Source organism: Nonomuraea guangzhouensis, assembly GCF_019396345.1.
GTDB lineage: Bacteria > Actinomycetota > Actinomycetes > Streptosporangiales > Streptosporangiaceae > Nonomuraea > Nonomuraea guangzhouensis.
Window position 1 is genome coordinate 213137 of sequence record NZ_JAHKRM010000012.1, and the last position, 14086, is coordinate 227222.

General features: G+C 66.4%; 8 protein-coding genes. 4 read left to right on the plus strand and 4 right to left on the minus strand.

Annotated elements, in window-relative coordinates; translation table 11 throughout:
* Window positions 1-159 precede the first annotated feature (159 nt).
* Entirely contained in the window at window positions 160-1614 is a 1455-nt protein-coding gene (locus tag KME78_RS25715) for a non-reducing end alpha-L-arabinofuranosidase family hydrolase (RefSeq protein ID WP_219531904.1), read from the minus strand.
* A 93-nt stretch (window positions 1615-1707) separates the two neighbouring features.
* Window positions 1708-3321: a glycoside hydrolase family 43 protein gene (locus KME78_RS25720; protein ID WP_219531905.1), complete on the minus strand. Its 1614-nt coding sequence runs from the start codon at window positions 3319-3321 to the stop codon at window positions 1708-1710.
* Between the two features lie 359 nt (window positions 3322-3680).
* On the opposite strand from KME78_RS25720, the gene KME78_RS25725 reads away from it, so the two are divergent.
* Window positions 3681-4736 carry a LacI family DNA-binding transcriptional regulator gene (locus KME78_RS25725; protein WP_246651847.1) on the plus strand — a complete coding sequence of 352 codons (1056 nt, stop codon included), beginning with the start codon at window positions 3681-3683 and terminating at the stop codon, window positions 4734-4736.
* 165 nt (window positions 4737-4901) lie between these two features.
* On the opposite strand, the gene KME78_RS64635 is transcribed toward KME78_RS25725, so the two are convergent.
* The gene (locus KME78_RS64635) at window positions 4902-6779 is read right to left on the minus strand and encodes an RICIN domain-containing protein (protein ID WP_246651848.1); all 1878 of its coding nucleotides are present in this window, start codon (window positions 6777-6779) and stop codon (window positions 4902-4904) included.
* 145 nt (window positions 6780-6924) lie between these two features.
* Window positions 6925-8877 carry an alpha-L-fucosidase gene (locus KME78_RS25735; protein ID WP_219531906.1) on the minus strand — a complete coding sequence of 651 codons (1953 nt, stop codon included), beginning with the start codon at window positions 8875-8877 and terminating at the stop codon, window positions 6925-6927.
* A 590-nt stretch (window positions 8878-9467) separates the two neighbouring features.
* Here KME78_RS25735 and KME78_RS64640 point away from each other — a divergent pair.
* The 3 genes from KME78_RS64640 (at window position 9468) to KME78_RS25755 (ending at window position 14037) form a co-directional block, all read left to right on the plus strand.
* Complete coding sequence (locus KME78_RS64640; protein ID WP_246651849.1) at window positions 9468-10595, plus strand: SGNH/GDSL hydrolase family protein; 1128 nt, start codon at window positions 9468-9470, stop codon at window positions 10593-10595.
* A 139-nt stretch (window positions 10596-10734) separates the two neighbouring features.
* Window positions 10735-12303, plus strand: a complete 1569-nt coding sequence (locus tag KME78_RS25750) for an RICIN domain-containing protein (protein WP_219531907.1) — start codon at window positions 10735-10737, stop codon at window positions 12301-12303.
* Window positions 12304-12648: 345 nt separating this feature from the next.
* Window positions 12649-14037, plus strand: coding sequence for an endo-1,4-beta-xylanase (locus KME78_RS25755; protein ID WP_246651892.1), 1389 nt, complete (start codon window positions 12649-12651; stop codon window positions 14035-14037).
* The last annotated feature ends 49 nt before the right edge of the window (window positions 14038-14086 follow it).

Consider the following 14086-nt stretch of genomic DNA (forward strand, 5'->3'; position numbering starts at 1 on the left):
TTGGCAAGGTGCGGAGCACCCGAGGCAGCCTCCGCTGACCGTCACAGCCTCGGGTCTGACCCGGTCGCTCGCAGTGGCGGGCTCGGCCTTGCACCGAGCCCGCCACGCCGCCTTTCCCGTGAACGTCAGTGATATCCGAGCCGGACCCGTGTCACGCCATCAGCGCTGCAGTGTCAGCAGACCCGGCCGGTAGGGCAGGAGACCGTAGTCGCCGCCGGAGTTGGGGTTGCGCCCTTGGTAGAGCAACTGCAGGCTGCAGGGATCAACGGTCATGGTCTGATCGGCGCTGGTGCGGACCAGTTCGCCGTGGCTGATGTCATTGGTCCAGGTGGCGCCGCTGTTGACCTTGCCGGCGAACGGGTTGCCCTCGGTCGCGGCCTGCGGCGTCCACGAACCGCCCAGGCTGGTGGCGGTGAACGAGCGGAAGTAGCGGCCCTGCGCGCCGATCGCTTCGACGAGCATGAGGTATTTGTTCTGGTCCTTGAGCTTGTAGACCTGAACGGCTTCGAACAGGTTGTTCGTCGAGTCGCTCATGACCACCGTCGATGTCGAGCCGAAACTGCCCGGGAAGTTCCCGATGGGCATGCTGGCCCGGTAGATCTTGCCGTTGTCCCCGGCGAAGAACAGGTACATGTTCGTGCTGTCACCGATGACCGTCTGGTCGATGGGTCCTGTTCCGGAGCCTGAGATGCTTCCGGAGAAGAGCACCTGCTGCGCTGACCAGCCATTCGGATTGGTGGGGTCGCTGGAGGTCCGGTACGAGAAAGCGGTCCCACCCCACTGGTAGGCGAGCACCCAGATGTTCTTCGGGGCGAAGTAGAGGAGCGTGGGCGCGACAGTGGCGGAGGACATCGTGTTCTGGCTGGCCGAGGCCATGTCGGACCAGTTGGTGAAGAGGCCGAAGTTCATCGAACCCCACCTCGTCCCCGTGTCGTGCGTCGTGGCGTAGACGAGCTGCCTGCCGTTGTAGGGGGCGACGGTGAAGTCCTTGAGCGAGACCCACCCCGACTTCGGATTCGCCAGCTGGCCTGTCGACGTCCAGCGGTACGTCGACGGAAGATCGCACTGACCGGGGTTGCCGCCGCCGTCCACCCGGACGAGTTGCCATTGCTGGTTGGTGCCGCCCCAGTCGTCGTACTGGACGATGTTCGCGCCGTCGGCGGTGGAGGCGCCCTGGACCTCCAGGGCCTTGTTGCTGTGGCGCGCGATGAACCTCACATAGCCGTCCGGGCTGTCGGCCAGCCGCCACTGCTGGTTGGTGCCGTTGCCGTCGGCCCATTGCACGATCGCGCCCCCGTTGGCGGTCGAGAGGTTGTAGACGTCGAGCACCTTGCCGGAGTGGCGGGACTTGATGCGGTAGTAGCCGCCGCCGGAATCGACGAACTGCCATTGCTGCTGGTTCTGGTTGTTCCTGGTCCACTGGGTGATGCGGCCGCCGTCGGCGGTCGAGAGGTTGTAGACGTCCAGGGCCTTGCCGCTGTTGCGGTTGACCAGGACGTACCAGGCGTTGGTGTCGACGGTGGCCGCGTTGGCGGACTGAGTCTGAAGGGCGACGAACAGGCTCGCCAGTAAGGTGACCACCGTCGCGAGGACGGCCCATGATCTGAATTTCATGATGTGTTCCGATCTATCCGACTTGGAGGAGTTGCCGCTGCTGGTTGGTGCCGGCTTTCTGCGTCGGCGTTCGTGCCGGGCGGGTGACACCGATCAGGGGGTGGTGAGATCGAAGCGGCGTACGGTGACCGCTCCGCCGAGGGCCTGGGTGGCGTAGTTGAAGATCCCGAAGCGATAGCCCATGAAGAACTGCCAGGCATTGTTCAAGGTGAAGGCCGGGCCCAGGCTCACGAAGCTGCTGCCGTCGGTGCTGTAGGAGAAGCGGGCCTGCCTGCCGGAACCGGGCCTGATGTCGGCGTTGACCCGTAACCAGAGCCGGCCGCCCGAGATGTTGGCGCTCGCCGCCTCGGTACCGGTGCCGGTGGTCTGCCACGAGCCGTTCATGGTCAGCCCGTTGGTCATCACGACCCGGTTGACGCCGTTGTCGCGTTTGACGCCGATCCAGGCCGACTGGTCGCGCAGCATCGCCAGCCCGGAGCGGTCGCCGTTGGCCATCTGGGAGTAGTCGAGCTCGATCGTCGCCGTCGACGACGGGCCCTGGATGCGGTGGGTCAGCGTGTTGCGGGCGTTGTAGAGGTCGCCGGTGACGGTCGCGGTCTGCAGGCGCAGGCCGTTGCCGGTGGAGAAGCGGCTGGTGTCGGGGTTGTGGTTCCACTCCCAGCGGGGCCCGAGGCTGCCCGAGGTGAAGGTGTCAGAGCCGATCATGGAGGCGACGGTCCGGTTGGTCTGGATGTTCGGCTTCGGGTAGGTGACGCCCCACCCGCCGTTGACGGTCTGTACGGTCGGCCAGTCGTTGGTCCAGGTGATCGGTGCGAGCGCCGGGACGCGGCCGCCGGGGTAGGCGTCGACGAACGACATGTAGTACCAGGCGCCGTTCTGGGTCTGGACGAGCCCGCCCTGGTGCGGCACACCGCCGCCGGAGATGGGGCCGGGCATGTTGAGCAGCACCTGGCGCATCTCGTACGGGCCCCACGGCGACGTGGAGCGGAGCACGTACTGGCCGTTGGCGGGGCGGGTCAGCCAGATGTAGTAGTAGCCGTTCCGCTTGTAGAAGCGGGAGCCCTCCAGCGTGCCGACGTTGCTCGGGGTCTGGAACACCTGCTGGGCGCGGACCTGACTGAGCCCGTCGGCCGAGAGCTGGGCCACACTGATGGTGCTGTTGCCGTAGGCGACGTACATGGTGTCGTTGGTGTCGATCAGCAGGCCGGCGTCGTAGTAGCAGTTGTTGATCTGTGAGCGCTTGGTCCACGTGCCGTCGACGGCGGAGGCGGTGTAGACGTAGGTCCGGTTGAACTCGACGCAGCCGATCCAGTAGTAGGTGCTGTTGCTGGGCCGGTAGTTCAGGGTCGAGGCCCAGATGCCCTTCACGTACGCGCGGCCGCCGTTGAGGTCGTAGGCGCCGGAGTTGAAGTCGAGCCTCGGGACCGAATGTCCGGCGTACTCCCAGTCGACCAGGTTGTAGGAGCGCAGGATCGGCGCGCCCGGCGAGTAGTGCATCGTCGAGGCCGAGTAGTAGTAGGTGTCGCCGACCCGGATGATGTCGCCGTCGGCGAAGTCCTGCCAGACGACCGGGTTGGTGTAGTCGCCGGCCAGGTTCGGGTCGCTGACGTACCACGCCTTGGTGCCGCCCGTGGCGGCCGACGTCGTGGGCGTGAGGAACACGCCCACGAGAAGCAGAGACGAGAGCACCACGAGCACGCGTCTCACAGGAACCTCCAGAGGTTGTCGTGTGTGAATCTCATGGCCCCGGTCACGAAATCTGTTAGCGCTAACAATCTGTTGTGCAGAGCTGCCTGGTCTACTCAGGTAAGTACGTTTTCGCGGAGTACATCCGACTGTCCGAGCCGGCGTCAACAAGGGGCAACCCTGCCGACCTGGGGGCCGCTGCCGGAACGTTGCCCCGCCTGGCCATTCGTCCGGAAGGAGATCGTGCCGCATTGCCCGCGCAGCTGAAAGTTTCACCGTAGTTACCGATAGACCATGAGTTAACTTCAGGGCTTCGGCGTGCGGGAGCCGCGGAAACGGTCTCGATCGGAGACCGAAATGCGCCTGGATAAACTCCCGATATGACCTCGACCGGAGAACCCCCCATGGGCGAATCGGCACCGTTGCTACCACTGACCCTGACTCAGCTGGCTCAGCTGGCGGGTGTGTCCACCGCTACGGTCTCCAAGGTCATCAACGGTCGGTCGGAGGTCGGGCCGGCGACCCGCGCACTGGTCGAGCGGCTCATCGAGCAACACGGGTATCGCCGTCAGCGTCGCCGCATCAAGCCGGCAAGTCTCATCGAAGTCGTGTTCCATGAGCTTGCCGGAGACTACCCCACAGAGATCGTCAAAGGAGTTCAGCGGGTCGCGTGGGCCAATGGCCTGAGCGTGGTGATCTCCGAGCTCGGTGGCCGGCACACTCCCGGGCCCAAGTGGATCGGAGACCTGCTCACCCGCCGTCCCGCCGGTCTGATCACCGTGTTCTCGGGGCCGGAGGACGATCAGCGCGTACGGCTGGCAACCCAGGAGATTCCCCTGGTAGTGCTGGATCCCGCGGGCAATCCGGGGCTCGGTGTGCCGTCTGTGGCCGCCACGAACTGGAGCGGCGGCCTGGAGGCCACCCGTCACCTGCTCGAACTGGGTCACCGGCGCATTGCGATGATCACCGGACCCGCGTTCGCGCTCTCCAGCCGGGCCCGGCTGGACGGTTACCGGGCCGCACTTGAGGCCGCGGGTGTGTCGGTCGACCCCACTCTCATCCGCGAAGGAAACTTTCAGATCGAGGATGGGATCACCCATACTCATCAACTGATGAAACTATCCGATCCGCCCACCGCGATTTTCGCCGCCAACGACGGGCAGGCCATCGGTGTCTACCATGCGGCTCGTGAGCTGCGGTTACGCGTACCCGACGACCTGAGCGTGATCGGCTTCGACGACATGCCGGTCTCGCGCTGGGCGCTACCGCCGCTCACCACCATTCACCAGCCCCTGCGCGAGATGGGTGCCATGGCCGCGACCATGTTGATCAGTCTCGCCGAAGGGGAGACGCTCCAGCAGAAGAGGGTGGAGTTGGGGACTGAGCTCATAGTCCGCGAGAGTACGGCTGCCTTGCGCCATCCTGATCTTGATTAAGTTACTGCCCCATTCATGGTTGAAGACGTCGGATTCTGCGCGACGCCGGCGATGGCGGTCAGGCCAGAGTGCTCGCCGAGGAGCCGCTCGACGCAGGACACGCTGCACGTCGGTCAGGCGTCGGCCGGCGGGGGCCCCGTCCGGTGATCCCCGCGGGCTATCGGGTCAGCTCTTCGCCCATTTCTGGCTGGTCGTGCCGGTGCAGGACCACAGCTGCACCTTCGTTCCGTTCGCGGTCCCGAAGTTGCTCGCTTCCATGCAGAGGCCGGACTGCACGCCGGTGATGGTGCCGTCGCCGTTGACGTTCCACTGCTGGTTCGCCTGCCCGTTGCAGTCCCAGATGATCACCTGGGTGCCGTTGCCGGTGCCCTGCCCCTTGGCGTCCAGGCACTTGTTGCCGTACACCTGCACTTGCTTGGACGAGGTGAGGGTCCACTGCTGGTTGGTGCCGCCGCCGCAGTCCCAGAGCTGGAGCTGGGTGCCGTTGACGGTGCTCGCGTTCGGGACGTCCAGGCACCGGCCGGCGTTGACGTTCCGTAACACCGACGTCGGCCCGCCGCCGGGGCCGGGGTCCGTGGGAGGCAGGAGCGTGATGGTGTAGGTGTCGTCGACGGCGGTGTGCGGTAGGTTGACCGTCGCGCCGTCGCCGGACAGCGTCACCACGGAGTTCTGGACGAGGACCGGGCCCTGGACGGCGCCGCCGCCGTTGTAAGGGATGCGCTCGGCGACGACTCTCACCTGGTTGTTCTGCACGACGCCGCTCGTGGCGTCCAGGCGCCGCAGGTTGACGGCGATGTTGCCGGTCGTGCTGCCGCCTCCCACCAGGATCTTGGCCGTCCCGGCCGCCTTGGTGGCGAACGCGTCGTACGAGGAACTGGGGGTGACGGACACGATCTGGCCGGTCTGAGAGCCGTAGTAGCGGTAGACCCACCATTCGCCCTTCGGCTGGTACTCGCCTGCCGAGTTGCGGACGAGCAGGTTGGCGAGGTCGTTGTGCAGGTTTCCGCCGCCCGCCCAGTTGGCGCGCAGGCCGTCGGCGCCGGCCCTTTCCAGACGGGCGATGTACCAGGATCCGTCACCGGGGTTCTGCTCGTTGGACGCCCCGTATTCGTTGATCTGGTACGGGCGCGGGTGGGGGATGCCGCGGGAGTTCAGCGTGGTGTCGGCCGCCGCCACGTTGGCGACCGGGTCGCCGGGCAGGGAGTGCCAGCTGATGATGTCGGGGACCACGTTGTTGGCCTTGACGTAGTCCAGGTACTGGCCCCAGAACGGGTTCGTGGTCGAGGGCACGCACGCGCAGCTCGGCCCGACGATGAGATGCGTCGGGAACGCGGCCCGGACGCGCTGGTAGGCGCGCCGCCACATCTCGAAGTACTGGGACTGAGGGCGGTTCCAGAACAAGGTGATGTTGGGCTCGTTCCAGAGGTCCCACTGTACGGTGGCGCCCGTCGCCCGTACGTCGTTGATCAGGCGGGTGAGGAAGTTGTCGTAGTCGGTCCAGTTGCCGTTGTCGCCGGGGAATCGCGAGATCGGGTAGCCGTCGGCACCCCACAGGTCGTGGACGAGCAGGATGAACTCCCCGCCCAGCGATCTTGTGCGCAGCAACTGAGCGCGGGTGGAGTTCCAGCGGCGGTCGTACTTGCCCGACACCCAGCCGCCCGGGCTGTCGAGCTGCGCCCCGCCGGCGCGCATGTACCGGAACTTCACGTCGGTGTAGAAGCGGTCCGGTGGTGCCGACGCGTTCTCGGTCATGCCGTAGATCCACCCGGAGGCGCGGTAGGTCGGCGAGCCACCACCGGCGGAGAAGTCGACGGTGATGGCCTGGTCCGCGGCCAGGGCCGGCGTGGCGGCCGTCAGGACGGGGCCGGTGACGAGTGCGCCGACGGCAAGTAAGGCGGCGATCCTGCGGCGGCTTCTGCGCTGTCTGCCCGACGTGGCGTCCACACGTGACTCCTTGGTCACGGAGGGGCGGGGCAGGTGGACCGGCGCCGGTGGTGTGGAACGGCGTAGTCGGGCTCGGCGGATCATGTCGCCGACGTTCATGTCGGACTCCTCACTTGGGGTGCTGTGCTCACATGCGAGCGGCTCGGCTCTTTGAGCTGATGAAGGCGCCGAGCTGATGAAGGCGCTGAGCTGATGAAGGCGCTACCCGCGGGTTCGTGGATCGGCGGCGGAGATGCCCGGTATGTCAGGTGCGGGTCCAGCGTTGGTTGACGCCGCCGTTGCAGGTCCAGATGGTCAGCTTGGTGCCGTTGGCGGTGGCGCTGTTCGGCACGTCGAGGCACTTGTTCGCGCCGACCGCGGTGATGGTGCCGTCGGCGTTGAGTCGCCACTTCTGGTTGTTCTGGCCGTTGCAGTCCCAGATGATCACCGCGGTGCCGTCGGCCGTCCCCGCCCCGTTCACGTCCAGGCACTTGCCGCCGTACACCTTCAGCTCACCCGCGGCGGTCGACGTCCACTGCTGGTTCGACTGACCGTTGCAGTCCCAGATCTGCACCTGCGTGCCGTTGGTCTGTGAAGCGTTCGGGACGTCGAGGCATCTGTTGGCGTTGACGTTGCGCAGCACCGTGGCGGATCCGCCGCCGCCCGAGTTGATCTGCCCGTTGAAGGTGAGCTTCACGACGTACGCGAGGGCGGAGTATGGCTGATTCGGTAACGTGATGTGCAGGCCGCTGGAGTCCTGACCACGCGTCGGCAGGTTGACGTACGTGCCGGCCGTGTCGCCGATCATCTCCACCTTCTCGAGGTTGGTCAGGCTGACCTTGCCGGTGCCCAGCGACGCGAGGTGGAGGGTCGCGCCGTTGCCGGGCCATCCGAGCACTGTCGCGTACAGGACGGTGTTGTCCTTGCTGCGGGTGTAGCGGATGTCCTGCGCCGTGCCGGGACGTGGTGTGGTGAACGAGCCGCCGCCCATTTTGGTCGGGCCTTCGCCGTAGGTGGTCCAGGCGCGGGTGGAGTAGATCGACTCGCCATTGCGCCGCAGGTAGGTGCCGAAGGCGTTCAGCACGTCTTTCTGGCCCTGAGGAATCGTGCCGTTGATCATGGGCGAGATGTTGAGCAGCATGTTGCCGTTCTTGCTCACCCGGTCGATCAGCGAGTGGAGCATCGCGGGCGCGCTGTAATAGCCGATCCCGTTGGTGTAGGACCAGCTCGAGCTGCTGATGGCGTCATCGGTCAGCCAATAGGGGTATTGGAGGTCGCCGGGACCGCCGCGCTCGTAGTCGAAGACCTCGCCTCTGTTGTTGAAGCCGTCCTTGTAGGTGGCCACGACCTCCTTGCCCCACGAGTTGGCCTGGTTGTAGTAGTACGACAGGAAGTTGAGCCGCTGCGCCTCGTCGACCCGGGTGAGGTTGAAGTCCTGCCACAGGATGTCCGGCTGGGCCTTGTCGACGACCTCCTTCAGCTTGTCGTACCAGAGCTGGTTCTCCGCGGCCGAGCCGAGCTGTCCGTAGAGCTTCTTCAGCGACGTGGTGGGCTGCGCCGGCACGTGGTCGTAGTAGCCGGTGAAGTTGTAGGCGTGGTGCATCGCGACCAGCAGCTTCATGTTCTTGGCGCGGATCGCGTCGGCGAACAGCCGCAGCAGATCCAGCTGGGGGCCTCGGCCGGCCGAGTTCCACTCGTTGACCTGGCTGTTCCACATCGAGAAGCCGTCGTGGTGCTCGGCCACCGGACCGGCGAACCTGGCGCCGGAGTCGGCGACCAGTTGGGCCCACTCGTTCGGGTCGAAGGTGCCGCCCGCGGACTTCAGACGTGGGGCGAACTGCACCAAGTTGCCTGCCTTGTCGCGGGCGCCGTCGATGAAGTTGTTGTACGGCCACACGGAGGGGTCGCCGTAGGTGTTCTTGTGAAAGGTGTTGGCGGCCTGCCCCGAGATGTACATGTTGCGCGGATACCACTCGCTGCTGTACTGAGGGGTGGCGAAGGCCCCCCAGTGCCAGTAGATGCCGAACTTCGCGTCCTGGAACCATTCCGGGGCGGCTGGATGCTGGTCCACCGACGCCCACGTCGGCTGGTAGACGGCGGGCGCGGCCATGGCGGAGCCGGTCAGGGCGGGGGCGGTGAGGAGGGCTGCTCCGGTGAGCAGAGCGGTGCCGGCAAGGGCGGTGCGTCTGCGGAGCGCCGACAGCTGGTTGGGGAACACGCTGTCTCCTGGGTTGTGGCGGTGACTGGGTAAGAGAGACATGTGGGGAGACCTCGGTGCTCCACGGCCGGTCCATCGCCGGACGCATCACAGCCGAGGGCTCCTGCCGCTCACCACCGACTCCGGCAGAGGTAGCCGCCTTGCGGACTAAGTGTGGAAATCACCGCGAAACATGTCAAGGCCGCTGACGAATCGATTCGATCGGATGACCGGCGCCCAGGGGCCACGGCGCCACGGGGATGAACGTTTCATCACTTCGGCCCGTCGCGACAGTGCGGCCGCACCGAGTCAGGCCAGATCAGGCCACTTCGGCGCGCGGCGGATCCCGTGACGGAGGAGGTCAGGGCCCTTGACGGATCGTCTCGCGTCATATTTGCTCCGCCACACCACCACCGCAGTCGGCCCGAAGGGAAGGAGCGCTGCATTCACCCCGAGTGATGTTAACGCTAACAAGAGATGTTGAGGAGCCGCCGGCGTGGTGTGCCGGAAACCCTGCCACCCGCGTTCGTTGGCGAGAAGGTTGAGGATGTGGCGTGTTATCGCGAACGGTTCGAATCGATTCAGCCCGCACGACGACATTCGTCGAGCGGTTGAGCAGGCGTACGTGGGGACGATGGTGGGCCGCCGCGCTGATGGTCGTGGCCTTGGTGGTAGCGGGCACGACGATGGGCGCGGGGACCGCCGACGCGGAGTCCAACGGCGGGGTGCGGGTCATGCCGCTGGGCGACTCGATCACCGAGGGCACGCAGGTGCCGGGCGGGTACCGGATCGGGTTGTGGCAGCGCCTGGCCGCCGGCCGCTACACGGTCGACTTTGTCGGGTCACAGTTCAACGGGCCGGGCAGCCTGGGCGACCACGATCATGAGGGCCATCCCGGGTGGCGGATCGACCAGATCGACGCGAACATCGCCGGCTGGCTGCGTACGTACACACCGCGCACAGTGCTGCTGCACATCGGCACCAACGATGTCCTGCAGAACTACAACGTGGCCGGTGCCCCGCAACGGCTGTCCACGCTGATCGACCACATCACCACAGCAGTGCCCAACGCGGACGTCTTCGTCGCCACCATCATCCCGCTGTCCAACTCCGGCCAGGAGTCGGCCGGCCGCACCTTCAACGCGGCGATCCCCGGCATCGTGCAGAGCAAGGTGAACAGCGGCAAACATGTCCACCTGGTCGACATGCACAGCAAGCTGACCACCTCCGACCTGATCGACGGCATCCACCCCACCGCCGGCGGCTACGACAAGATGGCCGCCGCCTGGTACGACGCGCTTCAGTCGGTACCGGGCAGCATCGGCCAGCCGGGGGGCGGCACTCCGACCCCTGGTGCGGGCGCGATCAGGGGTGTGGGGTCGGGCCGGTGTCTTGACGTCTCCGGCGGCTCGCAGGCGAACGGCGCGCAGGCGCAGATCTGGGACTGCAACGGCCAGGCCAACCAGCAGTGGACGGCGACCGCGAGCGGTGAGCTGCGGGTCTACGGCGGCAAGTGCCTGGATGTGTACAACCAGGGCACCGCCGACGGCGCCAACGTCATCATCTGGGACTGCAACGGCCAGAACAACCAGCAGTGGCGCCTCAACGCCGACGGCAGCATCACCGCCGTCGGGGCGAACAAGTGCCTGGACGTGCCGAACTACTCCACCGCCAACGGCGTCAGACTCCAGATCTGGTCCTGCAACGGCGGCGCCAACCAGCGTTGGACCCGCACCTGACCCATGACGGCCGGCCGTCCTCTCCGCGTCCGCGATGTGCGAGGGCAGAGCGACCCGGCCCCTCAGGTGAACCTTCCAGAACCCCCGGTGGAGATCGCCCGGGAGATCTTCACGACACCCCGGTAGGCAGAGGAATCAGATGCGCAGAATTCTTGGCTTAGCAGTGGCGGCGGTACTCGCAGCCGCCTCCATCGTCGCGATCAGCGCTGAGACGGCCGCCGCCCTCGACAACGGCCTGGCCCGCACGCCCCAGATGGGCTGGAACGACTGGAACAGCTTCGGCTGCAACGTCAACGACGGCCTGATCCGTCAGACGGCCGACGTCATGGTCTCCAGCGGCATGGCGGCGGCGGGCTACACCTACGTCAACATCGACGACTGCTGGTCCACCAAGAACCGCAACTCCAACGGTGACCTGGTGCCGGATCCGCAGAAGTTCCCCAACGGCATCAAGGCCCTGGCTGACTACGTCCACTCCAAGGGGCTCAAGCTCGGCATCTACTCCTCGGCCGGAACCACGACGTGCGCGGGGTACCCGGCCAGCCTGGGCAACGAGCGGCGGGACGCGGCCCTGTGGGCGTCCTGGGGTATCGACTACCTGAAGTACGACAACTGCGGTGACCACCAGGGCCGGAACGGGCAGCAGCGGTACACGGCCATGCGGGACGCACTGGCCGCCACCGGTCGTCCGATCGTGTACAGCCTGTGCAACTGGGGGCAGGAGAGCGTGTGGACGTGGGGGATGCCTGTGGGCAACTCCTGGCGCAACACCGGCGACATCGCGGCGAACTGGAACTCGATCACGGGCATCCTGGACCAGCAGGTCGGGCTCGACGCGTACTCGGGCCCGGGCGGGTGGAACGACCCGGACATGCTGGAGGTGGGCGTCGGCGGGGTGACGGGGACCGAGGGCCGCGCGCACTTCAGCCTGTGGTCGCTGCTGAACGCGCCGCTCATCGCCGGAAACGACATCCGTACGATGAGCGCCGACACGCGCACGATCCTCACCAACACCGAGGTCATCGCGGTCAACCAGGACTGGGGCGGCAGGCAGGGCCACAAGATCAGCGACAACGGCAACCTGGAGGTCTGGCGCAAGCCGATGTCGAACGGCTCGGTCGCGGTCGTGCTGCTCAACCGGGGCACCTCCACGTCGACGGTCTCCACCACCGCCTCAGCCCTGGGGTTGGGGTCCGCGTCCTCCTACTCGGTGCGCGACCTGTGGGCGCACACGACGTCCTCCTCATCCGGGACGATCAGCGCGTCGGTCCCCGGACACGGGGCGGCCATGTACGTCGTGACCGGAGGGGGCATCGTCACGCCTCCGCCCACGGGTGCGATCAAGGGTGTGGGGTCGGGCAGGTGTCTCGATGTCTCCGGCGCCTCGCAGGCGAACGGCGCGCAGGCGCAGATCTGGGACTGCAACGGTCAGGCCAACCAGCAGTGGACGGCGACCGCGAGCGGTGAGCTGCGGGTCTATGGCGGCAAGTGCCTGGATGTATACAACCGGGGCACCGCCGACGGAACCAACGTCATCATCTGGGACTGCAACGGCCAGGACAACCAGCAGTGGCGCCTCAACGCCGACGGCACCATCACCGCGGTCGGCGCGAACAAGTGCCTGGACGTCAGCGGCACCGCCAACGGCACCAAGGCGCGCATCTGGACCTGCGCCGGAGGAACCAACCAGCGCTGGACCCGCAGCTGACCTGCCGCACCACCGACGGATGCACAGTGATGAAGGAAAGGGTCTGAAACTTTCAGGTCGACCGTCCCTTGCGACAGGGGCGGTCGAAAGTTTCGGTGCCCATCGTAGATGGCTGGGGGCCTGTAGTGCCGAAGGTGGCAGCCAAATGTATCCGAAACTTTTAGACCCGCCTTGACAATGTTTCGGAAGTATTTCCACACTGAGTCACCAAGCGACGCCTTGGTGGTGGGCGCGTGTTCCCCGTTTCCGTATTTCAGACATGGAGGCTCAGGCATGGGCGCAAATGCCATACCCCCGCCTGGAACCAGGTGGCCCCTGACCGTCGGTGCTCTCTGCGTGCTCGCCATGATCGTGGCGCTGGTGGCGCCGCTTCGCGCCGATGCCGCGGCCAGCACGCTCGGCGCGGCGGCCGCGCAGAGCGGGCGGTACTTCGGTGCCGCCATCAGTGCGGGCCGGCTCGGCGACTCGCAGTACACCACCATCGCGAGCCGCGAGTTCAGCATGGTGACGGCCGAGAACGAGATGAAGATCGACGCCACCGAGCCCAACCGGGGCCAGTTCAACTTCGGCAACGGCGACCGCATCTACAACTGGGCCGTGCAGAACGGCAAGCGGGTGCGCGGGCACACGCTGGCCTGGCACTCCCAGCAGCCCGGCTGGATGCAGTCGCTGTCGGGCGGCAGCCTGCGCCAGGCCATGATCGACCACATCAACGGTGTCATGGCCCACTACAAGGGCAAGATCTACGCCTGGGACGTGGTCAACGAAGCCTACTCCGACAGCGGCGGCGGGCGGCGCGACTCCAACCTGCAGCGCACCGGCAACGACTGGATCGAGGTGGCCTTCCGCACCGCGCGCGCCGCCGATCCGGCCGCCAAGCTCTGCTACAACGACTACAACATCGACAACTGGACCTGGGCCAAGACCCAGGGCGTCTACAACATGGTCCGCGACTTCAAGCAGCGCGGCGTGCCGATCGACTGCGTGGGCCTGCAGTCGCACTTCAACGGCAACAGCCCGTACAACAGCAACTACCGCACCACCATCTCCAGCTTCGCCGCCCTCGGGGTGGACGTGCAGATCACCGAGCTGGACATCCAGGGCGGCTCTCCGCAGACCTACGCCGCCGTGACGAACGACTGCCTGGCAGTGGCCCGTTGCGCCGGCATCACGGTGTGGGGGGTGCGCGACCAGGACTCCTGGCTCGGCGCCGGCGCCAGCCCGCTGCTGTTCAACGGCGGCAACAAGAAGCCCGCCTACGACGCGGTCCTCAACGCCCTCAACGCCGCCAACCCCGGCCCCACGCCCACGCCGACCCCGACGCCGACCCCGACGGCGCCCGGCGACAATAGTCAGATCAGGGGTGTGGCCTCCAGTCGCTGCCTGGACGTGCCCAACGCCTCGACCACGGATGGCACCCAGGTGCAGTTGTGGGACTGCAACGGCCAGACCAACCAGCAGTGGAGCTCGACCTCCGCGGGTGAGGTCAAGGTCTACGGCAACAAGTGCCTGGATGCCGGCGGCACCGGGAACGGCACGAAGGTGCAGATCTACAACTGCTGGGGCGGCGACAACCAGAAGTGGCGCGTCAACTCCGACGGGACCATCGTCGGCGTGCAATCCGGACGCTGCTTGGACGCCACCGGCGCGGGCACCGGCAACGGCACCCGGATCCAGCTGTACGACTGCAACGGCCAGTCCAACCAGAAGTGGACCTGGAACGGAAGTTCCTGAAGCCGCGTCGGTAGGCCCATGACTTCGCCGCAACCGGTAGACCGGTTGC

Bases quoted from the DNA above. Each gene is read 5' to 3' on its own strand.
- KME78_RS25715 (WP_219531904.1), bottom strand. From the start codon at position 1,614: ATGAAATTCAGATCATGGGCCGTCCTCGCGACGGTGGTCACCTTACTG.
- KME78_RS25725 (WP_246651847.1), top strand. From the start codon at position 3,681: ATGACCTCGACCGGAGAACCCCCCATGGGCGAATCGGCACCGTTGCTA.
- KME78_RS64635 (WP_246651848.1), bottom strand. From the start codon at position 6,779: ATGAACGTCGGCGACATGATCCGCCGAGCCCGACTACGCCGTTCCACA.
- KME78_RS25750 (WP_219531907.1), top strand. From the start codon at position 10,735: ATGCGCAGAATTCTTGGCTTAGCAGTGGCGGCGGTACTCGCAGCCGCC.
- KME78_RS25755 (WP_246651892.1), top strand. From the start codon at position 12,649: ATGATCGTGGCGCTGGTGGCGCCGCTTCGCGCCGATGCCGCGGCCAGC.